Source organism: Microbacterium sp. LWH11-1.2 (assembly GCF_038397745.1).
Classification (GTDB): domain Bacteria; phylum Actinomycetota; class Actinomycetes; order Actinomycetales; family Microbacteriaceae; genus Microbacterium.
On the sequence record NZ_CP151636.1, the window covers coordinates 2378228 to 2403247 of the forward strand.

Genomic DNA, 25020 nt, shown 5'->3' on the forward strand with positions numbered 1-25020 from the left:
CCTACGATCGTCGGGTGACGACGACAGAGCTGCCGCCCGCCCCGGAGCGCGCGCGAACCCCGATCGCCCTGCGCCCGCTGCGCTGGCTCCGCGGATTCGGGCGCCCGCCCCGCATCCTCGGACTCGACGTCGCACGAGGGCTCGCGATCCTCGGCATGGCCGGGGCGCACATCGGCGAGACCGAGGCGTTCGACTGGACGGACCCGACCACCTGGACGGATCTCGTGCACGGGCGCTCCTCGATCCTCTTCGCCGTCCTCGCGGGAGTCTCGATCGCGCTGATGACGGGCCGCTCGACGGTGCCGGAACGAGAGCGCCTCCCCGACATCCGTCTGCGGCTGGTCGGACGCGGTGCGGTGATCTTCGCGATCGGCCTCGCCCTCGAGATGCTGAACACCCCCATCGCGGTGATCCTCACGCTCTACGGACTGATCTACGTCGCGGTCATCCCGTTCCTGCGCTGGCGGCCGTGGCAGCTGCTGCTCGGCGCCGGGGTGCTCGCGCTCGCGGGGCCGCCCCTGCTGGCGTTCCTGGCCGCCGTCACGCTGCATCCGTACGGCGCCGGCATCGGCTTCGTGCTCTACGGGTCGTATCCCCTCACGGTCTGGATGGCGCTGGTGCTGGGCGGCATGGCGCTCGGTCGCCTGCACCCCGAGCGCATCCGCACCGCCGTGATCGCGCTCGGCGTCGGCATCGGGCTCGCCGTCGCGGGCTACGGTCTGGGAGCCGCCGGTCAGGCACTCGGCGCCTCCGTCGCCCTCGAGCGCGGCTCGGGCGTCATGAAGAGCGGTTGGGAGGGCTACGCGCAGGCGCTCGCGCAGGACGATCCGCTCCGGGCAGTCATCGGCGCGCTGCTCGCGGTCGACCCGCACAGCGGAGGGACGGCCGAGGTGATCGGCTCCGGTGGCTTCGCGCTCGCCGTCATCGCTCTCTGTCTCCTGCTCAGCCGGCCGCTGCGCTGGCCCCTGCTGCCGCTCGGAGCGCTCGGCTCCATGCCGCTGTCGGCATACAGCCTGCACGTGGTCTCGATCATGATGGTCGCGGGTCCCGGCGGCTTCTCCACGAGCAACTCGTTCTGGGGTCTGACGGCGATCGGCCTTCTGCTCGTGACGACGCTCTGGTCGATGTTCCTGGGACGCGGCCCCCTCGAGCGACTCCTGGGGCGCGGAGCGGCGGCGATGGCCGCGATTCCGACCTCGCCTGTCATCACAGGTCATAGGCTGGAATCATGACCATTCCTGCACTCGAACTGAACGACGGCAACTCCATCCCGCAGCTCGGCTACGGCGTCTTCAAGGTGCCGCCGGCAGAGACAGAGCGCGCGGTGAGCGAGGCGCTGGAGATCGGCTACCGCCACATCGACACCGCGGCGATCTACGGCAACGAAGAAGGCGTCGGCGCGGCGATCGCGGCATCCGGCATCGCCCGTGACGAGCTGTTCGTCACGACGAAGCTGTGGAACGACCGCCACCACGACGAGGAGCCGCGCGCGGCGATCGCCGAGAGCCTGGACAAGCTCCGGCTCGAGAGCGTCGACCTGTACCTCGTGCACTGGCCGACCCCCGCGAAGGACGACTACGTGCACGCGTTCGAGAAGCTCGTCGAGCTGCGCGAGGCGGGCCTCACCCGCAGCATCGGCGTCTCGAACTTCCTGGTGCCGCACCTCGAGCGCGTGGTGAACGAGACCGGCGTCGTGCCGGCCGTCAACCAGATCGAGCTGCACCCGGCCTACCAGCAGCGCGACGTCGTCGCGTGGTCCGACGAGCACGGCATCCGCACCGAGGCGTGGGGTCCGCTCGGCCAGGGCAAGTACGACCTGTTCGGCACGCCCGCCGTGGCCGACGCCGCCGCGGTGCATGGCGTCACGCCCGCGCAGGCGGTGCTCCGCTGGCACCTGCAGAAGGGCATCATCGTGTTCCCGAAGTCGGTGCGCGCCGAGCGCCTGCGGGAGAACCTCGACGTCTTCGGCTTCACGCTGACCGACGCGGAGGTCGCGGCCATCGACGCACTCGACCCCCTCGACGGCTCGGGTCGCGTCGGTTCGCATCCCGACGAGGTGAACTGACCCGCACGGCTCACATGACGCCCCGTGTCGCTCTCCGCGACACGGGGCGTCGTCGTGGGTACCGTCGAGGTCATGACAGCTCCGTTCCGCGTCGTCGCCGTGTCGGGTTCCCTGCACGAGCCGAGCAAGACGACCGCCCTCGTCCGCGCGATCACGGCCGCCATCGCAGAGCGCGCCCCCATCGAGTCGCAGCTCATCGAGCTGACGCAGATCGGGCCGGGCCTCGCCGGGGCTCTCCGCCGCGACCAGCTCCCTGCCGAGGTCGAGGAGCAGCTGCGCGCGATCGAGACCGCCGACCTGCTGATCGTCGGGAGCCCCGTCTACCGGGCATCGTTCACCGGGCTCTTCAAGCACCTCTTCGACTTCGTGGGGCAGTACGACCTGGTCGGCAAGCCGGTGCTGCTGGCGGCCACCGGCGGCGGTGAGCGACACGCCCTGATCATCGAGCACCAGCTGCGACCGCTGTTCGGCTTCTTCCAGGCCCTCACGCTCCCGCTCGGCGTCTACGCGAGCGACACCGACTTCGACGGCTACGAGATCACGTCCGAGATCCTGCAGTCGCGCATCTCGCTCGCGGCCGAGCGCGCGCTGCCCCTCGTGGGCTACGCGGCCTCCCGACCCGTGGAGCTTCTCGTCTCCTGATCTCGCGGCCGGGGCGGCGTAGCGTGAGTCCATGACCAACCGGCTCGCCGACACCCTCAGTCCGTACCTGCGCGCGCACGCCGACAATCCCGTCGACTGGTACCCCTGGGGCGCGGAGGCCTTCGTCGAGGCCCGGCGCCGCGATGTGCCGCTGCTGATCTCGATCGGCTACTCGACCTGCCATTGGTGCCACGTGATGGCCAGGGAGTCCTTCTCCGATCCCGCGATCGCCGCCCTCATGAACGACGGCTTCGTGTCGGTGAAGATCGACCGTGAGGAGCACCCGGAGGTCGACAGCGCCTACATGGCCGCGGCATCCGCCTTCACCCAGAACCTGGGTTGGCCGCTCACCGTGTTCGCCACACCGCGCGGGCGGGCGTTCTACGCCGGCACCTACTGGCCGCCGGATGCCCGCCCGCCGATGCCGGCGTTCCGCGACGTGCTCGCGGCCGTTCGGGAGGCGTGGACCCTGCGGCGTGCGCAGGCTGAGGAGTCTGCGGATGCGGTGACCGAGGCGCTGGCGCGCGCCGCCGAATCCTCGCCCGCCGATCTGCCCGACGACGCCGCGATCGCCCGCGCGGCCGAATCCGTCGCCGCCCGCGAGGATCGCCGGCACGGCGGGTTCGGCGGGGAGCCGAAGTTCCCGGTCGCCACGACGCTCCGGTTCCTGCAGGATCCGCTCGTGCGTCGGCAGGCGCCCGAGGCCGCCGCCGCCGTGGGAAGGGCCCTCGCCGCGATGGCCGGCTCCCCGCTGCGCGACGCCGACGGCGGCTTCTTCCGCTATGCCACCCGGCGCGACTGGTCGGTGCCGCATTACGAGCGGATGCTGACCGACAACGCGCAGCTGCTCGATGTCGCGCTCGCCGCGGGCGATGACGAGGTGGTCCGGGGCATCGCGGCCTTCCTGCTCGGAGTGCTCCGCCGCAAGGGCGGCGGCTTCGGTGCGGCGCAGGACTCGGAGTCCTGGATCGACGGCGTGCGCAGCGAGGGCGGGTACTACCTGCGTGCGGTTCCCGAGCGCGCGGCGCTGTCGCCTCCCGCCGTCGACGGCAAGGTCATCACGGGCTGGAACGGTCTCGCGATCGGAGCACTCGCCCGCGCCGGCGCGCGTCTCGGCGAGCCGTCGTGGATCGGCGCGTCCGAGGCCGCCGCCGCTCACGTCCTCCGGGTCAACCGCGGCGCCGGAGGCGCTCTCGTGCGCGCCTCGCTCGACGGGGGAGCCTCGGGCGCGGTCGCGACGGCTGCCGATCTCGGGCTCCTCGCCGAGGGGCTGTTCGCCCTCGCCTCAGCGACCGGGGAGGCGTCCTGGGCGGTTACGGCGCGCGGCATCCTCGACGACGCGCTGGAGGGCGTGGGGCGAGATCCGCTGCTGACGGACAACGGCATCGCGACGGCGCCGGATCACACGGACGGCGATCTCCCCTCCGACGCTGCGGCGGTCGCGGCCGCGGCACTGACCGCCTGGCGACTGGGCGCGGGGGATCGGTACCGCGACGCGGCCGCTCGGACCGTGCGGGACCTCGCGGTCCGGGCGCTCGAGCAGCCGTTCGCGCACGGCAGCCTCCTGCGGGTGGCGGCGGGGCTCGCCGCACCCCCTCGTCAGATCGTGGTCGTGACGAACGAGCCCGGCGGCGCGCTGGCCCGGTCCGCGCAGCGGGCCGATGCCGACGTGATCGCCGTGGTCGCCCCCGCCCAGGCGGCGGCGTTCGCGGATGCCGGGTTCGAGCTCTTCGAGGGCAAGGCGGCGACGGTGGAGCGCGCCTACGACTGCCGCGCGTTCGTGTGCCGGTTGCCGGTGTCGGATCCGGCCGCGATCTCGTCGGGTCGCTGAGCGTCAGCGGGCGTTGCGCGGGTGCTGTCTCGCGGTGCGCTCGTTGCCCCGGCGGTAGTTCCCGGTCAGGCGAGCCATCAGCAGCTGGGCATCACCGTGCTCGACGTCCACGAGGAACTCCTCGGCGCGGGCGCCGCGCAGGACCGCAGCCGTCGTCCCGTGGTGGCGGATGACGACCTCGTCGCCGCGCACGGCGAACTCGAAACCGGAAGGGCTGCCCATGCCGCGAGCGTAGCGGGTGCTCTGCAGCGGTTGTGCAATCTGCATAGGCTCTCGCGGGAGTTCGGGGAATGATTGCGCGTCATGCCCAGCATCCGGTGCACCGATTGCTCAGCCGATCGGATCCGGTCTAGGGTTGCGCGACGGCGGGAAGGACCACTCGGTCCGCCGCCGGAACGCCGCATCCCCGATCAGCAAGGACGCTCTGACGATGCCCCTCCCCACCCGTGCCGCCCTCGATGTCGTGCCCGCGTACCGTCAGGGGCGCTCGGCTCCGGCCGGGGCGTCGAAGCTCTCGTCGAACGAGTCGCCGCACTCGCCGCTGCCATCGGTCGTCGATGCCGTTCGCGAGCGCCTCGATGCGATCAATCGCTACCCCGACATGAGCGCCGCCGTCCTGCGCGACGACCTGGCCGCCCGGTACGAGGTGGATCCGGCCCTGGTCACCGTCGGAGCCGGCTCCGTCGAGATCGCCGCGCAGCTCATCCACGCCGTCGCCGGCGAAGGAGACGAGGTCATGTTCGCATGGCGGTCGTTCGAGGCGTACCCCTCGCTGGTGCGGATCGCGGGCGCCACTCCGATCGCCGTGCCGCTGAACGCCGAGCACGCGCACGACCTCGACGCGATGCTCGCGGCGATCACCCCGCGCACCCGTCTCATCTTCGTCTGCAACCCCAACAACCCGACCGGCACCGTCGTCGGCGTCGACGCCCTGGAGCGCTTCGTCGCAGCCGTGCCGCACGACGTGCTCGTCGTCATCGACGAGGCGTACGTCCACTTCGACAGGACGGCGAGCTACGGCGCCGGCATCCGGCTGTTCCGCCGCTACCCGCACGTGGCGGTGCTGCACACGTTCTCGAAGGCGTACGGCCTCGCGGGGCTCCGCATCGGCTACGCCATCGCCCCGGCCGAGATCGCCGAGAGCCAGCGCAAGGTCGCCGTGCCGTTCGGGGTCACCGACCTCGCCCAGACCGCCGCACGCGCCTCGCTGGCGGCCGAGGACGAGCTCGCGGGACGCGTCGACGAGGTCGTCGCGCAGCGCGATCGGATGCTCGCGATCCTCACCGAGGCCGGCTGGCCGGCCGTCGCCTCGCAGGCCAACTTCGTGTGGGTGCCCGCGGGGGAGCGCACCGCGCAGCTCGAGGCGCAGCTCCACGACGGCGGGGTGATCGCCCGGGCGTTCCCCGGGGAGGGCATCCGCATCTCGTCCGGCAGCGCCGTGGACATCGACCGCGTGGAGGCCGCGCTCTCCGCGGCCGACGCGGGATCAGACCTGACCGATCGCAAGGAGGCGACCGTATGACCGTTGACCGTGAGACCCGTGACCCCCTGACCGAGCCGCCGGTCACGACGACGACCACCAAGGGCCTGCATCCGGGGCTCACGCGGCGCCAGATCTCGATGATGGGACTCGGCGGAGCGATCGGCGCCGGCCTGTTCGTCGGATCGGGTCAGGCGATCGGTCTCGCGGGGCCCGCGGTGCTGATCTCGTACCTCGTCGCCGGCGGCATCGTCGTGCTCGTGATGGCCATGCTCGCCGAGATGGTGGCCGCGCGTCCGAGCTCGGGAGCCTTCAGCTCCTACGCGCAGAAGGCGATGGGCCGCAGCGCCGGGAGCGCAGTGGGCTGGCTGTACTGGATCCAGCTGGTGGTCGTGATCGCGGCCGAGGCGACCGGTGCCGCGGGGATCGTCGCGAACTGGATCCCCGGCATCCCGGCCTGGGTCTGGGTCCTCGTGTTCGTCGTGGCGCTCACCGCCGTCAATCTGTTCGGCGTCCGCAACTACGGACGCTTCGAGTTCTGGTTCGCGGCGATCAAGGTCGTGGCCATCATCGCCTTCCTCGTCGTCGGGGCGTGCGCGATCGTCGGCCTCATCCCGGGTGTCCCCGCGACCGGCATCGCCAACCTCGTGGACAACGGCGGCTTCGCCCCGAACGGGCTGACCGGGATCGCCGCCGCGCTGCTCATCGTCGTCTTCGCCTTCGGCGGCACCGAGGTCGTCGCCATCGCCGCGGCCGAGTCGGACGATCCTTCGCGCAACATCCGGCGGATCGTGCGGGAGGTGCTCGTGCGCATCCTCGTCTTCTACGTCGGCTCGATCTTCGTGATCGTCGCGGTCCTGCCCTGGAACGACCCGGCGGTGACCGAGGGGCCCTTCTCGGCCGTTCTCGCGACGCTGAACGTGCCGGGCGTCGGCCTCGTGATGGACCTCATCGTCGTGATCGCGCTCCTCTCCGCCATGAACGCGAACATCTACGGGGCGTCCCGCATGGCGTATTCGCTGGGAGAGCGCGGGCTCGCACCGCTGGCCGCGACCCGCACCAGCCTCAAGGGCGTTCCCTTCGTGGCGGTCCTGGCATCCGTCGCCTTCGGCTTCGTGACGGTCGGACTCAACTGGGCGTTCCCCGACGTCGTCCTCCCCGCTCTGCTCAACGTGGTCGGCTCGACCCTCCTCGTCATCTGGACGGCGACGGCCGTCGCGCAGATCATCCTGCGGCGGCGTGCCGACGCCGCGGGGGAGACGATGCCGATGCGCATGTGGGGCTTCCCGTGGCTCTCCGTGCTCTGCCTGCTGCTGCTGGCCGCTGTCATCGTGCTCGCGATGTTCGACCCGGGGGCTCGCGTGCAGCTGCTGCTCACCCTCGGGCTCACCGGCGTGCTCCTGCTGGTGGCTCGCGCGACCCGGAGCGTCGCGCGCCCCGGCGTCAGGAAGGACTAGCCGATGCGCATCGATCGCCTCGATGCCGCGCTCATCCGGATGCTCACCGAGTCGCCGCAGCTGCCGATCCTCGAGTGCGCACGGCGACTCGGGATCGCCCGGGGCACCGCGACCAGTCGCCTCGCGCGGCTGCACGAGGGCGGCGTGATCGAGGCGATCGTGCCCCGCATCGACCCGAGCGGCTTCGGCTACGGGGTGGTGGCCTTCTGCCTCGTCGAGATCGATCAGAAGGTCGGGCACGACGACGTCGCGGCGGCACTGGCCGACGCGGTGCCGGAGATCGTCGACATGCACACGGTCACCGGGGCGAGCGACATGCAGCTGCGTCTGGTCGCGCGGGATGCGACGCAGCTGCAGGAGGTGCTCGACCGGGTCGCCCTGGTGCCCGGCGTCGCGCGGACGGCATCGTCGATCGCGATGCGCACGCACCTGTCCGGGCGCGTGCTGCCGTTGGTGGAGCACGTCGCGACGGATGAGCCGGCATAGCCGAGCCGCCGGGGTCAGACCCAGCCGGGCAGCCAGTTGTGCAGCAGCCAGAAGTCGTACGGCACGCTCATGCCGGTCCAGACCGGGTAGAAGAACGCCGAGACCAGCACGATGAACGCGAGGCAGATCAGGACCGTCCGCTCGCCGGACTGGCGCCGGTGCAGCGGATCCTGCCGTCGTCCGGCGATGGTCCGCAGCGTGAGCGCCAGCGCGATCACGAGGAACGGCATCATCACGACCGTGTAGAACTGGAAGATCGTGCGCTCGGGGAACATCAGCCACGGCAGGTAGGTCGCCGCGAGGCCGACGAGAGGCAGCCCGACCTCGGCGCCGACCGGTCGGCGCGTGATCCAGCCGCGCACCAGTCGATAGACGAGGTAGACGGACGCCGCGACCCCGCCGTACCAGATGAGCGGGTTGGGGATCGACGAGATCACGGCGATGCAGTGGTCCACCCCGCACGGCCCCGGATCCGACCCGACCCACACCGCCGTCGGCCGCAGCAGGAAGGGCCACTCCCAGGCGGGGCTAGCGTACGGGTGCCCCTTGGTCAGCCCGACGTGGAAGCCGAGGATCGTCTGGTGGTAGTTCCAGAGCGCGAGCAGGGGATTCGCGTCGCTCTCCCTGTCGTAGCCGCCGGCCGTCACGAGCCATCCGGTCCAGCTGACGAGGTACACCGCGAATGCGGGGAGCACCACCAGGACGAACGACACGGGGCCCTGGCGGAAGGCGGCGGACGTCGGCCAGAGCACCACGCCGGCACGTCGGCGCGCCAGCGCATCCGTCACGACGACGTACAGACCGAAGGCCGCCAGTGCGTAGAGTCCCGACCATTTCACCGCGGATGCCGCGCCCAGCGCGGCTCCGGCGGCGACGAGCCAGGGGCGGCGCCACAGCACCGGTCCCCAGAACGGGGCCGGCGCGTCGGAGTCCCGTCGTTCGAGCAGCGGGATCGTCCGCTGTCGATCGATGAGCAAGAACAGCGCCCCGAGCAGGAGGAAGAACGTGAGGATGCCGTCGAGGAGCGCGATGCGGCTGAGGACGATGCTCAGCCCGTCGATCGCGAGCAGGGTCCCCGCGGCCGTGGCGACCACCACGGAGCCCGAGAGTCGACGGGCGATGAGGTAGACGAGGAGGACCGAGGCGGTGCCGAGCAGTGCGGTCGCGAGTCGCCAGCCCGCGCTGTTGTCCGGTCCGCCCAGCGCCATCCCGAGGGCGATCAGCCACTTGCCCAGCGGCGGATGCACGACGAAGGCGCCCTTGTCGGAGAGCGGCAGCTCCTGCAGCGTGATGAAGGCCTCGTTCGCGTTCTCGCCCCAGACGCCCTCGTAGCCGAGGGTCCACAGGGACCAGGCGTCCTTGACGTAGTAGGTCTCGTCGAATGCGAGCTGATGCGGGTGGCCGAGGTTCACCAGGCGCAGCACGGCCGCCACCGCAGTGACGAGCAGCGGGGCGAGCCAGCGGACGGCCCGTCCCCAGTCCGGGCTCTGCAGCACGCGATCGCGCAGCTGTCCGTAACGCGTCAGCCGGTCCTCGGGAGCAGGCAGCAGAGGCACGGGCGCGGTCACCGGTCCAGCCTAGACAACGCGCCTATGCTGAGCGGGTGATCATCCTCGCTGCCACGCCGATCGGAAACCTCGGCGACGTGTCCCGTCGCCTGGTGGAGGTGCTCGAGAACGCGGAGACGATCGTGGCCGAGGACACGCGCACCACCCAGAAGCTGCTGAAGGCGTTGCAGATCGACAACCGGCCGCGGCTGATCGCGCTGCACGACCACAACGAGAAGCAGAAGGCGGCGGAGATCACCGCGCTCGCCGCGGAGTCCGATGTCGTCGTGATGAGCGACGCCGGCATGCCGACGGTCAGCGATCCCGGCTACGGGCTGGTGGCCGAGGCCGTCGCGCAGGGGGTCACGGTGACCGCGATCCCCGGGCCGAGCGCCGTGCTGATGGCCCTCGCGATCTCTGGTCTTCCCACAGACCGCTTCACCTTCGAGGGATTCCTCCCGCGCAAGCCGGGGGAGCGGCGCTCCGTGCTGCGCGCGCTCGCCGCAGAGGCGCGCACCATGGTGTTCTTCGAGTCGCCGGCCCGCCTCGCGAGTGCGCTCGCCGACATGGGCGCAGCATTCGGCGATGAGCGGCGCATCGCCGTGTGCCGCGAGCTCACGAAGTTCTACGAGGAGGTGCGCCGGGGCACGGCATCCGAGCTCGTCGCGTGGGCGCAGGAGGGCGTGAAGGGCGAGATCGTCGTGGTCGTCGAGGGCGCGTCGCGCCGAGACGCCTCGCCGGAGGACGCCCTCGCCCAGGTGCAGAAGCTCGTGGCCGACGGCATCCGTCTCAAGGACGCCGCCTCCGAGGTCGCCGCGCTCACCGGACTCTCGTCCCGCGATCTGTACCAGGCCGCTCTGGCGGCCCGCACGCGATGAGTTCGCCCGCGGATGCGGCGATCGCAGCCGCCTATGACGTGCGGGCCGAGGAGTATCTGAGGCTGGGTGGCGCCGTCGATCAGATGGATCCGCGCGATCGTGACGCGATCGCGCGGTGGCGGGACGCGACTCCGGGCCGTCTGCTCGACGCCGGTTGCGGGCCGGGGCACTGGACCGCCTTCCTGGGCGACGGCGGCAGCGACCGTCGCGAGGTCTCGGGCCTCGACATCTCCGCCGAGTTCATCGCGTCCGCTCGCTCGCGCTTTCCCGACCTCTGCTTCGATCGGGCGTCGTTCCGTGCGCTCCCGTTCTCCGACGGCTCCGTCGGCGGCATCCTCGCCTGGTACTCGCTGATCCACCTCCCGCCCGCCGACGTGCCGGACGTGCTCGGAGAGTTCGCCCGCGTGCTCGCGCCGGGCGGCAGTCTGCTCCTCGGTTTCTTCGCCGGAGAGCCGCGCCGGCCCTTCGCGCATGCCGTCGCCACGGCGTACTTCTGGTCGGCGGATGCTCTCGACGCCCTGCTGGCGGATGCCGGGTTCGAGGTGGCCTTCGCCGAGCAGCGTGAGCGCGAACCCGGAGAGATGAGCGTGCGCCCCCACGGAGCCCTGATCGCCCGCCGGGTACCCTGGGCAGGATGACGGCGACGGAGGGGCGATCGTGACCAAGGCGGCGACGGTGTACGACGTCGCGGACCGTGCGGGCGTCTCGATCGCCACGGTCTCGCGGGTGCTGCGCTCACCGGATGCGGTGCGACCGGTCACACGCGAGCGGGTGCTCGATGCCGTGTCCGCGCTGGGATACGTGCCCAGCGGCAGCGCGCGCGGCCTCGCCGAGCGGCGCACGGGGGTGCTCGGCCTCTACTTCCCGGGGTTCGACGCCGCCGAAGAAGCGCCCGCGTTCGACGTGCTCTCGAACATCGAGGGGGCGACGCCGCCGTTCACGATCGTCCAGGACGAGACGGATGCCGAGGGCGAGCATCCCTCGATGCTCTTCCTCGACGAGGTGCTCCGCGGCGCCGAGCTGGAGGCGTGGAAACAGGGGTTCGTGCTGATGGTCGGCGTCGGACGCGACGACCCCGACCGGTCGACCGTGCGGGACATGGCCGGCCGCGTCGACGGCCTCGTGGTGCTGGCGCGCAGTGTCCCGGATGACGTGCTCGCGCGGCTGGCCCGTCGCATCCCGGTCGTGGTGCTCTCGGGACCGTCCCGCGGCGACAGCTACGATCACGTGACCGTGAGCAACGCCGAGGCGATGGCGGAACTGACCCGCCAGGTGCTCGCGCAGACCGGCGACACGCCGCCGGTGTTCCTGGCCGGACCCGAGGATTCCCCGGACGGCGCCGAGCGCTGGGAGGGGTTCTCCCGCGCCATCGCCGAGGCCGGGCTCCGCATCGACGATGTGGTCGTGCTGCGCGGCGACTTCACGCGCGCCTCGGGCCGTCGTGCGGCGGAGCGGCTGATCGCGCACGGCCTGCCGACCGCGTTGATGGCGGCCAACGATCAGATGGCGCTCGGCGCGCTGGACGCCTTCGGCTCGGCCGGCATCGAGGTGCCGGAAGACCTGATCGTGACGGGTTTCGACGGCATCGAGGCGGCAGCGCTGTCGCGTCCGCGCCTGACGACGGTCCGCCAGCCGATGATCGAGCTCGGGCGAGCGGCGGTGCAGGTGCTCGCCCGACGACTGGTGCGCCCCGATGCGGACCCGGTCGCGGTGCGCCTGCCCCTCGAGATCGTCGTGCGGGAGAGCTCGCTGCGCGCGTCCTGACCACGCATCGCAGGGCCGGACACACGGTCCGCGATCGATGTCAAGGGGTTGCCGTCGCAAAATGTATGCGCTTACAATCGACCCATGGTGACAAAGTTGTCGAAGACGGACAGAGTGTCGGGCACGCACATGTTCCGACGCTGGCGGAGAGCGGCTGTCGTCGCGCTCGCCGGCGCAGCGGTCGTGCTGAGCGGATGCAGCATCCAGATCACGTCGCAGCCCGATCCCTCGATCGGTGCGGACACGATGCTGATCAACGCCGACAAGGGCAATCCGTTCTTCACCCAGAACTTCAATCCCTACCTCACCAACACGCGCACCGCCTCGCGGTGGATCTACGAGCCGCTGATCCTGATGAACAACCTCGACGGCTCGCTGAACCCCTGGCTCGCGACCGAATGGGAGCAGCCAGATGCCCGCACCATCGTGATGACGCTCCGCGATGACGTGACCTGGAGCGACGGCGAGAAGTTCACCGCCGACGACGTCGCCTTCACCTTCCAGATGCTCAAGGACAATCCCTCGCTCGACATCAAGGGGGCCTGGCAGCACCTCGAAACCGTCGAGACCGACGGCGACACCGTCACCCTCCACCTGCAGGGCGACGACGCCCCGGCGCTGACGATCCTCGGCCAGACCATGATCGTCCCGGAGCACCTCTGGGAGGACGTCAAGGATCCCGGCACGTACCGCAACGAGGACCCGGTGGGCACCGGGCCGTTCGTGCTCGGCAACTACAACGACCAGCAGTACTCGGTGGACAAGAACCCCGACTACTGGCAGGCCGACAAGATCGACATCGAGCACATCATCCTGCCCGCGACGAACTCGCAGCTCGACACCGTCAGCCGCGGCTACGACTGGTCGTACTCGTTCATCTCCGATGTCGAGGGCACGTGGGGCGCGGCGAGTCCGGACAACACCTGGTGGTTCCCGCCGGGCGGCGTGATCGCGCTCCTGCCGAACCTCGAGGTCGCCCCGTTCGACGACGTGAACGTGCGTCGCGGCATCGCCCTCTCCCTCGATCGTGAGGAGATCGCCGAGACGGCATCCGAGGGCTACATGGAACCCGCGGGGCAGACCGGACTCATCCTGCCGAACCAGGAGGAGTACCTCGATCCCGAGATCCCCGACCAGGGGATGCTCACGCAGGACGCGGATGCCGCGCTCGCAGCCTTCGCCGAGGCGGGGTACACGCTCGAGGGCGATCGCCTGGTCGGCGAGGACGGCGAGCAGCTCGAGTTCGCGATCACCACCGCGAACGGCTACTCCGACTGGACCAGGGCCGCGCAGACCGTGCAGCGCCAGCTCGCCGAGGTCGGCGTGAAGGTCAGTCTCAAGCTCCCGCAGCCGGCCGGCTACCAGAGCGCGATCAGCAACGGCGACTTCGAGATGGCGATCGGCGGCATGGGCGGCGGAGACGTCTACCAGGCCTACAACAACCTGCTCTCCAGCGAGTTCTACGTGCCGTCCGGCGAGGCCACCGCGAACAACTTCGAGCGATTCCGCTCGGAGGAGGCCGACGCGCTGCTCGCGGAGTACCGCGGCACCGTCGACACCGCCCGACAGGCGGAGATCGTGTACGAGCTGCAGGGCATCGTCTACGACCAGATGCCGGTCATCGGCCTCTACTACGGCGGCATCTGGGGGCTGTTCAGCGACGCCAAGTTCACGGGCTGGCCCACCGCGGAGGACCCGTACATGATCCCGCAGAACTACGACAACGCGCCGCTGATGATCTTCACGCGGCTCGAGCGAGTCAAGGAGGAGGGCCAGTGAAGTACGTCTTCCAGAAGCTCGGCCTGTTCGTGCTCACCCTGTGGGCCGCGATCACCCTGAACTTCTTCCTCCCGCGTCTCATGCCCGGGTCGCCCGCGGACGCGGCGATCGCGAAGCTGTCGCAGAACGGCCCGGTCTCCGACGCCACGCGCGCGGCGATCGAGGCGCAGCTCGGCGTGCCGACCGGCTCGATGTGGGATCAGTACGTGGCCTATCTCGGCCAGGTGGCGCGTCTCGACTTCGGCGTCTCGTACACGTTCTATCCGCAGTCCGTGTCGAGCATGGTGTCGACCGCCCTGCCGTACACGATCGGGCTGGTCGGGATCGTCACGATCCTGGCGTTCGTGATCGGCACACTCATCGGTGTCGCCGCGGCCTGGCGCCGGGGCACCTGGCTCGACAGCCTGCCGACGCTCACCGGATCGTTCCTCAGCACGTTCCCCTACTTCTGGACGGCGCTGCTGCTGCTGTTCTTCTTCGGCTACGTGCTGCACTGGTTCCCGACGACGGGCGCATACTCCGCGACGACGACTCCCGGCTTCACCCCCGAGTTCATCGGCGATCTGCTGCTGCACGCGATCCTGCCGGCGCTCACGATCCTGCTCACCTCGCTCGGCGGCTGGATCATCGGCATGCGCAACGCCATGATCAACACGCTCGGCGAGGACTACATCACCTTCGCCGAGGCGAACGGTCTGCGCGGTCGCACGATCGCTCTGCGCTATGCGGCCCGCAACGCGATCCTCCCCAACCTCACCGGCTTCGGGCTCACGCTCGGCGGGGTGGTCGGCGGGTCGATCCTCGTGGAGCAGGTCTTCGGGTACCCCGGCATCGGATACCTGCTCTTCAACGCCGTGATCGGGCAGGACTACCCGCTCATGCAGGCGCTCTTCCTGATGATCACCGTGAGCGTGCTCATCGCCAACTTCCTCGTAGACATCCTCTACGGGGTACTCGACCCGAGGACCCGCCGATGACCTCCACGATGAACGTCAAGATCCCGGCCGACCGCATCGCCGCTCCGAGCCCCTGGCGGGCCTTCGGACGGATGGTCGGCACCCTCTGGTCCAACGGCAAGGCGCGCCTGGGGCTCTGCATCCTCGCCGTCTTCGTGCTGGTGGCGATCTTCGCCCCGGTGCTGGCGCCCTACGGGCCGAAGGACAACGACTTCGACCGCAACGCCGACGCCTCGGCGGCGCACTGGCTCGGCACGACCGCGGCGGGGGAGGACGTGCTCAGCCAGCTCATCTACGGCTCGCAGATCAGCATCCTCGTCGGTTTCGCCGCCGGCGTCCTCTCGACGATCGTCGCCATCCTCATCGGACTGACCTGGGGGTACATGCGCGGCTTCGGCGGCGACGTGGTCGGCTTCATCGTCAACCTCTTCCTCGTCATCCCCGGCCTGCCGCTGATGATCGTGATCGCCGCGTATCTGCAGAACGGCGGCATCCTCATGATCATCGCCGTGATCGTGGTCACCGGGTGGGCGTGGGGCGCGCGTGTGCTCCGCAGCCAGACGCAGTCCCTCCGCGGGAACGACTTCGTCACCTCGGCGCAGTTCTCCGGAGACAGCAGGGCGCGCATCATCTTCCGGGAGATCCTGCCGAACATGACGTCGATCATCGCCGGCACGCTCTTCGGAGCGGCGACGGCCGCGATCCTCGCCGAGGCGGGCCTCGAGTTCCTCGGACTCGGCGACTCCAGCATCGTCAGCTGGGGCACCATGCTCTACTGGGCGCAGAACTCCAACTCGCTGCTCACCGGTCAGTGGCTGCTGCTGTTCGCCCCCGGTCTCTGCATCGCCCTGCTGGCGCTGAGCCTCACACTCATCAACTTCGGCGTGGACGGCATATCCAACCCGCGCCTGCGAGAGGGGAAGGGACGATGACCGTCTCCGCACAGACGCCCGCCGAGCAGGACGAGATCCTGCTCGACGTGCAGAACCTGTCGGTCGAGTACGCCTCGCCCGGCACCGCGCCGGTCGCGGCCGTGCACGACGTGTCCTTCTCGCTGCGGCGCGGCGAGTTCGTCGGCCTGGTCGGCGAGTCGGGGTCGGGCAAGTCGACGCTCGGCTTCGCACTGACCCGCCTGCAGAAGCCGCCCGCCCGCATCAGCGGCGGACGCATCCTGTTCGGAGGCCGCGACATCCGCGAGCTCGACACCGAGGAGCTGCGGCAGCAGCGTCAGGGCGGCTTCGCCATGGTGCTGCAGTCCGGCATGAACGCGCTCAACCCGGTGCGCTCCGTCGGCGCGCACTTCCAGGACATCTTCGCCGCCCACGGACACGTGCCGCGCGAGGACCGCGATGCGCGTGCCAGGGAGCTCATCGGCAAAGTCGGTCTCGACGCCGAGGTGCTGAAGCGCTACCCGGGCGAGCTCTCCGGCGGCATGCGGCAGCGCGCGTCGATCGCGCTCGCGCTGTCGCTCGAACCCCAGCTCATGGTGTTCGACGAGCCGACGACCGCGCTCGACGTGCTCGTGCAGCACGCCGTGATGGACACGATCAAGGAGCTGCAGCACGCCGAGCACTTCACCGCCATCCTCATCAGCCACGATCTCGGCATCGTGCTCGAGGCCACCGATCGCGTGATGGTCATGCACGAGGGGAGGATCGTCGAGGATGCGCCGAGCCGGAAGATCCTCGAGGACCCGAGCGACGAGTACACCCGGATGCTGCTGAGCCACTACGCCGATCCGCGTGCGAAGACCATCTCCATCCCGGGCTTCGTCGACCTCGGGACCCGGCGTCGTGAAGGCCGCTCCCGCACCGATGTCACCGAGACCGTGCCGACCGTGTCGGAGCGCGACTCCCGGCGCGCCGATGCGGCAATCGTCGTGGAGGGCGTGTCGAAGCGCTACCCGGCGCCGCGCCGCGGTCAGGAGGCCGTCACCGCCGTGGACGACGTCTCGTTCCGGCTCGAACCCGGCGAGGCGTTGGCCCTCGTCGGAGCATCCGGATCGGGCAAGTCGACCATCGCGAAGCTGATCACGGGCGTCGAGAAGCCGACCTCCGGCTCGGTGCGCTTCGGCGACACGGATGTCGCCTCGCTCAAGCGGCGAGGGCTCCGCGACCTCCGCAAGGACGTGCAGATGGTGTTCCAGGACCCGTATGCGGCGCTCAACCCGCTGCACACGGTCGAGTACGCCCTGACGCGGCCGGTCATGAACTACACGAAGCTCCGGGGACAGGAGGCCAGGGCGCGCGTCCTGGAGCTGCTGGAGACCGTGGGCCTCACGCCAGTGGAGCAGTTCGCGGCGAAGCTGCCGCACCAGCTCTCCGGTGGGCAGCGTCAGCGTGTCGTGATCGCCCGGGCGCTCGCGAGCGACCCCCAGGTGCTGATCGCCGACGAGCCCGTGTCGATGCTCGACGTCTCCCTCCGTGCCGGCGTGCTGGCGCTCCTCGAGGATCTGCGAGAGCGGTGGGGCATCAGCATGCTCTACATCACGCACGATCTGCTCAGCGCCCGCCTCGTGACCGAGAACATCCTGGTGCTGAACAGCGGACGTGTCGTCGAACGCGGCGAGACGAGCGAGGTGCTGCAGCACCCGGAGGATCCGTACACGGTCCAGCTGCTGGACGCCGTGCCCAATCCTGCCCGCGCGGCGCGCTGATCCCCGCGCGATCGCGAACGTACGACCGAAAGGAGCACTCGTGCTCACATTCCCTGACGGCTTTCTCTGGGGAGCTGCGACCGCGGCCCATCAGGTGGAGGGGAACAACACGACCAGCAATTGGTGGGCCATGGAGCATGCGCCCGGGTCTCCCATGGTGGAGCCCTCGGGCGATGCGGCCGACCACTTCCACCGGTATCCGGAGGACATGCGTCTGCTGGCGGATGCCGGACTGAACTCCTACCGGTTCTCGGTGGAGTGGGCGCGCATCGAGCCGGAGCGCGGCTTCGTGTCGCGCGCGATGCTCGACCACTACCGCCGCATGATCGACACGGCGCGGGAGAACGGGCTCGATCCCACGGTCACGCTGATGCACTTCACGGTGCCGCAGTGGTTCCAGAAGGACGGGTTCTGGCGGGCGGATGACGCGGTCGACCTGTTCTCGCGCTACGTCGAGACCGTGCTGCCGATCCTCGACGGTGTGAGATACGTCTGCACGATCAACGAGCCGAACATCGCCGCGATGCTCGCCGGGGGAGAGGATGCCGCGAACCTCGTGGCGTTCGGGCTCCCGAACCCCGACCTCGCGGTCGCCGACACCCTGCTCGATGCGCACCACCGGGCATCCGAGATCCTGCACTCCGTCTCGGGCGTACAGGCAGGATGGACCATCGCGACGCAGGCCTTCCACTCCACGGGTGAGCCGGGTGCCGACGAGATGGTCGCCACCTACGGAGACCCGCGCGACCACTGGTACCTCGACCAGTCGGCCGGCGACGACTTCGTCGGGGTGCAGGCCTACACGCGCACCTTCATCGGTCCGGAGGGCCCGCGACCGGTCGCCGACGACGTCGAGACCACGCTCACCGGCTGGGAGTTCTTCCCCGAGGCGCTCGAGCTGGGTGTGCGCAGCGCGTGGGAGCGCAGCGGCGGAGTTCCCGTGCTCGTCACGGAGAACGGCATCGCCACGGCCGACGACCCCCGGCGCATCGCCTACACGCAGGGGGCGCTGGAGGGCCTGCACCGCGCGATCTCCGACGGCATCGACGTGCGGGCGTACCAGCACTGGAGCGCCCTCGACAACTACGAGTGGGCGAGCGGGTTCGCGCCGACGTTCGGGCTGATCGGCTTCGATCACGAGACGTTCGCGCGCTCGCCGAAGCCGTCGCTGGCCTGGCTCGGAGAGGTCGCGCGCCGGAACGGCCTCTGACGCTCGCGCCCGGGGTTACGCTCGGGTCATGACGCATGCGATGCGCGAGACGCGCGCCGGCGACCGCCTGCGGTCGGCGGCGGCCGGGCTGAGTGCCGCGGTCATCGGCGTCGGCGTCGCGGAACTGGTCGCGGCGATCGTCGAACCCGCCGCCAGCCCGTTCGCCGTGATCGGAGGCGGGTTGATCGACCTCGCCCCGGCCTGGGCGAAGGACACGGCCATCGCGCTGTTCGGCACCGGAGACAAGATCGCGCTCATCACGGGCATCGCCCTGGTGCTCGCCGTCGTCGCCGCCGGTGCCGGGATGCTGGAGCTGCGACGATCGGGCCTCGGCGCGGTGGTCCTGGGCGGACTCGGCGCGCTCGCGCTCGTGGTCGCGATGACCCGTCCCGGCGCCGGACCGTTCGCCTGGGCTCCCGGACTGGTCGCCGGCGTCGTGGCGGTGATCGCGGTGCGCACGCTCATCGGCCGGCTGCGGCCGATCGCGGGGCTCGGGCCGGACGGCGAGGACCGCCGGCGGTTCCTCGTCTGGACCGCGGGGGTCGCCGCCGTGGGCATCGTGACGCTCATCGCCGGCAACGTCGCGCGCGGCGCCACCCGATCGATCGAAGCGGTCCGCGAGGCGCTTCGGCTGCCCTCGGCGGCGCGGCCGCTGGGCTCCGTTCCCGCGGGTGCCGAGCTCGACATCCCCGGGCTCGCGCCTCTCGTGACTCCGAACGCGGAGTTCTACCGCATCGACACCGCCCTGATCGTGCCGCGGATCGACCCTGCCGACTGGTCGTTGCGCATCCACGGCATGGTCGACCGTGAGGTGGTGATCACCTGGGGCGAGCTGCTGAGCCTGCCGATGCAGGAGGCGGACGTCACGCTCGCGTGCGTCTCGAACGAGGTCGGCGGATCGCTGATCGGCAATGCGCGCTGGCTCGGCCATCCGGTCCGTGAACTGCTCGCCCGCGCGGGAGTCTCGTCGGATGCCGACATGGTGCTCTCCACGTCGTCGGACGGGTTCACCGCGTCGACGCCGCTGGAGGCGCTCACGGATGACCGCGACGCCCTGCTCGCGATCGGGATGAACGGCGAGCCGCTGCCGATCGAGCACGGCTTCCCCGTCCGCATGGTCGTCCCCGGCCTCTACGGCTACGTGTCGGCGACGAAGTGGGTCACGCAGCTCGAGGTCACGCGCTTCGATCGGGCCACCGCGTACTGGACCACGCGCGGCTGGTCGGAGCGCGGGCCCATCAAGCTGCAGTCGCGCATCGACGTGCCCCGCGGAGGCAGCGTCGAGTCGGGCGAGACCGTCATCGCTGGCATGGCCTGGCAGCAGCACGTCGGCGTCGCGGGCGTCGAGGTCCGCATCGATGACGGCGAGTGGCAGCGTGCCGAACTCGCCGAAGCTATCTCGGCCGACACCTGGGTGCAGTGGCGTCTGCCGTGGACCGCTGAGAGCGGTCGGCACGCGATCGAGTGCCGTGCGATCAGCGACGACGGGGAGACCCAGACCGACCAGCCGGCGGCTCCGGCGCCCGACGGCGCACAGGGTTGGCACCGGGTCGACGTGACGGTGGCCTGAGCGCGTAACTCGACCCCTGATCCCACCTAGAATTGACCCCATGCCCGCAGGCGAATCGTTCTACATCACCACGCCCATCTACTACCCCTCCGACGTGCCGCACATCGGTCACGGGTACACGACGGTGGCCGTCGACACCCTCGCGCGGTGGCACCGCCAGGCGGGCGATGACACCTGGATGCTGACGGGCACCGACGAGCACGGCCAGAAGATGCTGCGGGCCGCTGCCGCCAACAACGTCACGCCGCAGGAGTGGGTCGACAAGCTCGTCAGCGAGAGCTGGTTCCCGCTGCTGACGACTCTCGACGTCGCCAACGACGACTTCATCCGCACCACGCAGGAGCGCCACGAGACGAACGTGCAGACGTTCTTCCAGCGCCTGTACGACCGCGGCTACATCTACGCCGGCGAGTACGAGGCGCTGTACTGCGTGGGCTGCGAGGAGTTCAAGCCCGAGTCCGAGATCGTCGACGGCACCGGACCCTTCGAAGGTCTCAAGGTCTGCGCGATCCACTCGAAGCCGCTCGAGCTGCTGCAGGAGAAGAACTACTTCTTCAAGCTGAGCGAGTTCCAGGACAAGCTCCTCGAGCTGTACCGCACCCAGCCCGACTTCGTGCGCCCCGATTCGGCGCGCAACGAGGTCGTCTCCTTCGTCAGCCAGGGACTGAAGGACCTGTCGATCTCGCGCTCGACCTTCGACTGGGGCATCCCGCTGCCGTGGGACGAGTCGCATGTCATCTACGTGTGGGTCGACGCGCTCCTGAACTACGCCACCGCGGTCGGCTACGGCTCGGACGAGGAGACGTTCGAGCGTCGCTGGCCCGCGTACCACGTGGTCGGCAAGGACATCCTGCGCTTCCACGCCGTGATCTGGCCGGCGCTGCTGATGGCCGCAGGCCTCGAGGTGCCGAAGGGTGTCTTCGCGCACGGCTGGCTGCTCGTCGGCGGCGAGAAGATGTCGAAGTCGAAGCTCACCGGCATCGCGCCGACCGAGATCACCGACGTCTTCGGCTCCGACGCCTACCGCTACTACTTCCTGTCGGCGATCGCCTTCGGTCAGGACGGGTCGTTCTCGTGGGAGGACCTGTCGGCGCGCTACCAGTCCGAGCTCGCGAACGGCTTCGGCAACCTCGCCTCGCGCACCACGGCGATGATCGAGAAGTACTTCGATGGGATCGTGCCGCCCGCGGCCGAGTACACCGAGCAGGACCTCGCGATCCAGAAGATCGTCGCGGATGCCGCGTCGAAGGCGGATGCCGCCGTCACGCAGTTCCGCATCGACGAGGCGATCTCGTCGATCTGGACCATCGTCGACGCCCTGAACGGGTACATCACCGAGAACGAGCCGTGGGCTCTGGCGCGCGATGAGGATCAGCGCGCGCGTCTCGGCACGGTGCTCTACACCTGCGCCGAGGGGCTGCGTGCGCTCGCCGTGCTGCTGTCGCCGGTGATGCCGCAGTCCACCGAGAAGCTCTGGCATGCGCTCGGCGCCGGCGCGACGCTCGGACGCCTGCAGGATCAGCCGATCCGCGAGGCCGGCACCTGGGGCGCCCTGCGCCCCGGCACGAGCGTCAACGGGCTCGCACCGCTGTTCCCGCGGGTGGAGTCCACGGCCTGACGCATGGCTGACACGTACGTCCGCGAGCGCTCGGGAGACGGCCGCAAGGATCTGAAGTATCCGGCCGCTCCCGAGCCGCTCGCCGTGCCCGTGTATGACAACCACGCGCACCTCGAGATCCTCGACGGCGACCCGTCGACAGGCTCAGAGAACCACGGGCTGTCGCTCACCGAGCAGCTCGACCGCGCCCAGGCCGTCGGCATCGCGGGCGTCGTGCAGGCTTCGGGCGACATCGAGTCGTCGCGCTGGGCCGTCGAGGCGGCGGCATCCGATCGTCGCGTGCTGGCAGCCGTGGCCATCCATCCGAACGACGCGCCGACCTACGCCGAGGAAGGTCGTCTCGATGAGGCGATCGCGGTGATCGACGAGCTCGCCGCGCACCCGCGTACGCGCGCGATCGGCGAGACGGGTCTCGACTTCTTCCGCACGGAGCCGGAGCGCCGCGCGCCGCAGCACGCGTCGTTCGAAGCGCACATCGCGCTGGCGAAGAAGCACGGCATCGCGATGCAGATCCACGACCGCGATGCGCACGACGCGGTGCTCGAGACGCTGGGCCGCGTCGGCGCCCCCGAGCGGACGGTCTTCCACTGCTTCTCCGGCGATGACGCGATGGCGCGGATCTGCGCGGATGCCGGGTACCACCTGTCGTTCGCCGGCAACGTCACGTTCAAGAACGCCCAGAACCTGCGCGACGCGCTGAAGGTGACCCCGCTCGACCGGATCCTCGTCGAGACGGACGCACCGTTCCTCACGCCGGTGCCGCTGCGCGGTCGCCCGAACGCCCCGTACCTCGTGCCGATCACCGTGCGCTTCATGGCCGCAGAGCTCGGGATCGACGTCGACGAGCTCTCCCGACAGCTCGCCGAGAACACGCTCCGCGTCTACGGCTCGTTCGGCTGAGTCGCCGAGACGATCTGCGAGATCGGCTTCCAGACGAACAGCAGGGTGAGCGCCGCGCCCGCGAACGCGAACCACCACGGTGCCGTGAGGCCCCAGATCTGAGCGATCGTGCCGCCGAGGGCCTGCCCGATCACCATGCCGCCGAAGACGCCGACCATGTTCACGGAAGCCACTCGGCCCTGGAGCTCCGCCGGGACGAGCCGCTGGCGCACGGTGGTCGAGATCGTGCCCCAGACGAAGGCGTAGGCGCCGAAGAAGAACATGATGACCAGGGCGACCCATCCGGTGGTCGTGAGCGCGAAGGAGAGATGCATGAGCACCTCGAGCGAGAGCACCACGCGCATCAGCGTCGCGAACGACACGTGCCGCTCCAGCCACCCGAAGCATGCGGTGGCGAGCAGTCCACCGACCGCGGACGCCGTCGTGAGCGCGCCGAACCCGACGGCTCCCATGTGCAGGTGCTCGGTCGCGTAGAGCACCAGCACGCCCCAGGGGGCCGCCCACGTGACGTTGAACACGAGGATGATCAGCACCAGCATGCGAACGGGAGGGTTGCGCCACAGCCAGCGCAGGCCCTCGGCGATGTCGGTGTGCACGGGAGGGTGCGTTCGCTCCTGGGTCCCTGAGCCTGTCGACTGGGTCCCTGAGCCTGTCGAAGGGTCGCGCGGCGGCACCGGCGTCCTGGCCATGCGCGAGATCAGCACGACCGCGAAGCTCACGCACACCACTTCGACGAGGAACGGCCAGGCCGTCCCCGCGGCGAAGAGGAACGCGCCGAGCGGCGGCCCGGCGAACTGGTTCGCGACCAGGTACCCGGCCTGCAGCCGTGCGTTCCCCAGCCCGAGATCGCCCGGCTCCACGAGCATCGGCAGCAGGGTGCTGCCCGCCGTGTCGACGAAGACCTCGGCCGTGCCGTAGAGGAACGCGACCGCGAGGACGATCCAGATGTTCGCGGTGCCGGTGACGAGGAACACGCAGAGGCCGGCGAGCACGACGGCGCGGGCGCCGTTGGCGAACATCACCAGGCGACGGCGATCGAACCGGTCGGCGACGGCGCCCGCGTGCAGACCGAAGAGCAGCCAGGGCAGGAACTGCAGAATGGCGCCGGCGGCCACCAGGATCGGCGACGAGGTCATCGACGCGATCAGCAGGGGCGCGGCCGCGAGCGCGACGCCGTCTCCGACGTTGCTCGTCCAGGAGGAGGCGAGCAGCCAGCGGAAATCACGGCCCATGCGGCGGGGCGCGATGAGTTCGCCGAGGGAGGGCATCCCGAAAGACTACTGAGGGTGGGGGACAATGGACGGATGACCATCACGCTGCTCGGCGCCACCGAGATCCGCCGCCTCGCCGCCGAGCTCGACGTGACCCCGACGAAGAAGCTCGGACAGAACTTCGTCGTCGATGCCAACACGGTGCGCAAGATCGTGCAGGCCGCTCGCGTCCAGCCGGGGGAGCGGGTGGTCGAGGTCGGGCCCGGACTCGGCTCCCTCACCCTCGCGATCCTCGAGACCGGGGCATCCGTGACCGCGGTCGAGATCGATCACCGCCTGGCGGCCCGACTGGCCCAGACGGCCGCCGAGCACGGCGTCGAGCCGGACCGGCTCACGGTGGTCGACGCCGACGCCCTCCGCATCACCGAGCTGCCCGGTGAACCCACCGTGCTCGTCGCCAACCTGCCGTACAACGTCTCTGTGCCGGTGCTCCTGCACTTCCTCGAGCACTTCGACTACCTGAAGCGCGGCGTCGTCATGGTGCAGGCCGAGGTCGCCGAGCGGCTGGCGGCCAAGCCCGGCTCGAAGATCTACGGCTCGCCGAGCGTCAAGGCCGCCTGGTACGGCGACTGGAAGCTCTCCGGGACCGTGTCGCGCCAGGTGTTCTGGCCCGTGCCGAACGTCGACAGCCTGCTCGTGGGATTCGACCGATCCGAGGGCGAGCGCGGCACCGAGGACGAGCGTCGTCGCACCTTCCAGATCGTGGATGCCGCCTTCAACCAGCGCCGCAAGATGCTCCGGCAGGCGCTCTCCGGCGTGCTCGGCAGCTCCGCCGCGGCATCCGAGGTCCTGATCGCCGCCGGCGTCGCGCCGACGGCACGCGGGGAGGACCTCACGGTCGACGACTATCAGCGCATCGCGCAGCACGCGGCGTCGATGAACGAGGCGGCCGTCAGGGACTAATCTGGCA

At 70.2% G+C, this 25020-nt stretch carries 22 protein-coding genes; 19 read left to right on the plus strand and 3 right to left on the minus strand.

What is annotated here, in order from left to right:
- Positions 1-14: 14 nt before the first annotated feature.
- The 4 genes from MRBLWH11_RS11530 (at position 15) to MRBLWH11_RS11545 (ending at position 4538) form a co-directional block, all read left to right on the plus strand.
- Entirely contained in the window at positions 15-1232 is a 1218-nt protein-coding gene (locus MRBLWH11_RS11530; RefSeq protein WP_341944973.1) for a heparan-alpha-glucosaminide N-acetyltransferase domain-containing protein, read from the plus strand.
- Positions 1229-2065 carry an aldo/keto reductase gene (locus MRBLWH11_RS11535; protein WP_341944974.1) on the plus strand — a complete coding sequence of 279 codons (837 nt, stop codon included), beginning with the start codon at positions 1229-1231 and terminating at the stop codon, positions 2063-2065. Before MRBLWH11_RS11530 ends, MRBLWH11_RS11535 begins: the two co-directional genes overlap by 4 nt.
- 72 nt (positions 2066-2137) lie before the next feature.
- On the plus strand, positions 2138-2707 hold the full coding sequence (gene msuE, locus MRBLWH11_RS11540) for an FMN reductase (RefSeq protein ID WP_116637036.1): 570 nt from the start codon (positions 2138-2140) through the stop codon (positions 2705-2707).
- A 31-nt stretch (positions 2708-2738) separates the two neighbouring features.
- Entirely contained in the window at positions 2739-4538 is a 1800-nt protein-coding gene (locus MRBLWH11_RS11545) for a DUF255 domain-containing protein (protein WP_341944975.1), read from the plus strand.
- A 3-nt stretch (positions 4539-4541) separates the two neighbouring features.
- On the opposite strand, the gene MRBLWH11_RS11550 is transcribed toward MRBLWH11_RS11545, so the two are convergent.
- On the minus strand, positions 4542-4760 hold the full coding sequence (locus tag MRBLWH11_RS11550; protein ID WP_341944976.1) for a hypothetical protein: 219 nt from the start codon (positions 4758-4760) through the stop codon (positions 4542-4544).
- Positions 4761-4968: 208 nt separating this feature from the next.
- On the opposite strand from MRBLWH11_RS11550, the gene MRBLWH11_RS11555 reads away from it, so the two are divergent.
- From MRBLWH11_RS11555 to MRBLWH11_RS11565, 3 genes are read left to right on the plus strand one after another with little or no spacing between them, the layout of a single operon-like run.
- Positions 4969-6060, plus strand: a complete 1092-nt coding sequence (locus MRBLWH11_RS11555) for a histidinol-phosphate transaminase (protein ID WP_341944977.1) — start codon at positions 4969-4971, stop codon at positions 6058-6060.
- Positions 6057-7475, plus strand: a complete 1419-nt coding sequence (locus MRBLWH11_RS11560) for an amino acid permease (protein WP_116637021.1) — start codon at positions 6057-6059, stop codon at positions 7473-7475. The genes MRBLWH11_RS11555 and MRBLWH11_RS11560 overlap by 4 nt, the downstream gene beginning before the upstream one ends.
- Positions 7476-7478: 3 nt before the next feature.
- Positions 7479-7961, plus strand: a complete 483-nt coding sequence (locus MRBLWH11_RS11565; protein ID WP_341944978.1) for an Lrp/AsnC family transcriptional regulator — start codon at positions 7479-7481, stop codon at positions 7959-7961.
- 14 nt (positions 7962-7975) lie between these two features.
- Here MRBLWH11_RS11565 and MRBLWH11_RS11570 read toward each other — a convergent pair whose 3' ends face one another.
- Positions 7976-9529: a phospholipid carrier-dependent glycosyltransferase gene (locus MRBLWH11_RS11570; RefSeq protein ID WP_341944979.1), complete on the minus strand. Its 1554-nt coding sequence runs from the start codon at positions 9527-9529 to the stop codon at positions 7976-7978.
- Positions 9530-9564: 35 nt separating this feature from the next.
- Here MRBLWH11_RS11570 and rsmI point away from each other — a divergent pair, with 35 nt between their 5' ends.
- From rsmI to MRBLWH11_RS11625, 11 genes are all read left to right on the plus strand, one after another.
- Positions 9565-10386, plus strand: coding sequence for a 16S rRNA (cytidine(1402)-2'-O)-methyltransferase (gene rsmI, locus MRBLWH11_RS11575; RefSeq protein ID WP_341944980.1), 822 nt, complete (start codon positions 9565-9567; stop codon positions 10384-10386).
- Positions 10383-11024, plus strand: coding sequence for a class I SAM-dependent methyltransferase (locus tag MRBLWH11_RS11580; RefSeq protein ID WP_341944981.1), 642 nt, complete (start codon positions 10383-10385; stop codon positions 11022-11024). Before rsmI ends, MRBLWH11_RS11580 begins: the two co-directional genes overlap by 4 nt.
- 19 nt (positions 11025-11043) lie before the next feature.
- Entirely contained in the window at positions 11044-12150 is a 1107-nt protein-coding gene (locus MRBLWH11_RS11585) for a LacI family DNA-binding transcriptional regulator (protein WP_341944982.1), read from the plus strand.
- An 84-nt stretch (positions 12151-12234) separates the two neighbouring features.
- On the plus strand, positions 12235-13929 hold the full coding sequence (locus MRBLWH11_RS11590) for an ABC transporter substrate-binding protein (RefSeq protein WP_341944983.1): 1695 nt from the start codon (positions 12235-12237) through the stop codon (positions 13927-13929).
- Complete coding sequence (locus MRBLWH11_RS11595) at positions 13926-14906, plus strand: ABC transporter permease (protein ID WP_116637028.1); 981 nt, start codon at positions 13926-13928, stop codon at positions 14904-14906. The genes MRBLWH11_RS11590 and MRBLWH11_RS11595 overlap by 4 nt, the downstream gene beginning before the upstream one ends.
- On the plus strand, positions 14903-15817 hold the full coding sequence (locus MRBLWH11_RS11600; RefSeq protein WP_341944984.1) for an ABC transporter permease: 915 nt from the start codon (positions 14903-14905) through the stop codon (positions 15815-15817). Before MRBLWH11_RS11595 ends, MRBLWH11_RS11600 begins: the two co-directional genes overlap by 4 nt.
- Entirely contained in the window at positions 15814-17541 is a 1728-nt protein-coding gene (locus MRBLWH11_RS11605; protein WP_341944985.1) for an ABC transporter ATP-binding protein, read from the plus strand. The genes MRBLWH11_RS11600 and MRBLWH11_RS11605 overlap by 4 nt, the downstream gene beginning before the upstream one ends.
- Positions 17542-17581: 40 nt before the next feature.
- The gene (locus MRBLWH11_RS11610; RefSeq protein ID WP_341944986.1) at positions 17582-18751 is read left to right on the plus strand and encodes a family 1 glycosylhydrolase; all 1170 of its coding nucleotides are present in this window, start codon (positions 17582-17584) and stop codon (positions 18749-18751) included.
- A gap of 28 nt (positions 18752-18779) precedes the next feature.
- Positions 18780-20321 carry a molybdopterin-dependent oxidoreductase gene (locus tag MRBLWH11_RS11615; protein ID WP_341944987.1) on the plus strand — a complete coding sequence of 514 codons (1542 nt, stop codon included), beginning with the start codon at positions 18780-18782 and terminating at the stop codon, positions 20319-20321.
- Positions 20322-20361: 40 nt separating this feature from the next.
- Complete coding sequence (gene metG / locus MRBLWH11_RS11620) at positions 20362-21939, plus strand: methionine--tRNA ligase (RefSeq protein WP_341944988.1); 1578 nt, start codon at positions 20362-20364, stop codon at positions 21937-21939.
- A gap of 3 nt (positions 21940-21942) precedes the next feature.
- Positions 21943-22839 (plus strand): TatD family hydrolase, encoded by an 897-nt coding sequence (locus tag MRBLWH11_RS11625; RefSeq protein ID WP_341944989.1) that lies wholly within the window; start codon positions 21943-21945, stop codon positions 22837-22839.
- On the opposite strand, the gene MRBLWH11_RS11630 is transcribed toward MRBLWH11_RS11625, so the two are convergent.
- On the minus strand, positions 22821-24107 hold the full coding sequence (locus MRBLWH11_RS11630; RefSeq protein ID WP_341944990.1) for an MFS transporter: 1287 nt from the start codon (positions 24105-24107) through the stop codon (positions 22821-22823). The two genes, MRBLWH11_RS11625 and MRBLWH11_RS11630, sit on opposite strands and share 19 nt — an antisense overlap.
- A gap of 36 nt (positions 24108-24143) precedes the next feature.
- Between MRBLWH11_RS11630 and rsmA the strand changes: the two genes are divergently transcribed.
- On the plus strand, positions 24144-25013 hold the full coding sequence (gene rsmA / locus MRBLWH11_RS11635) for a 16S rRNA (adenine(1518)-N(6)/adenine(1519)-N(6))-dimethyltransferase RsmA (RefSeq protein WP_341944991.1): 870 nt from the start codon (positions 24144-24146) through the stop codon (positions 25011-25013).
- The last annotated feature ends 7 nt before the right edge of the window (positions 25014-25020 follow it).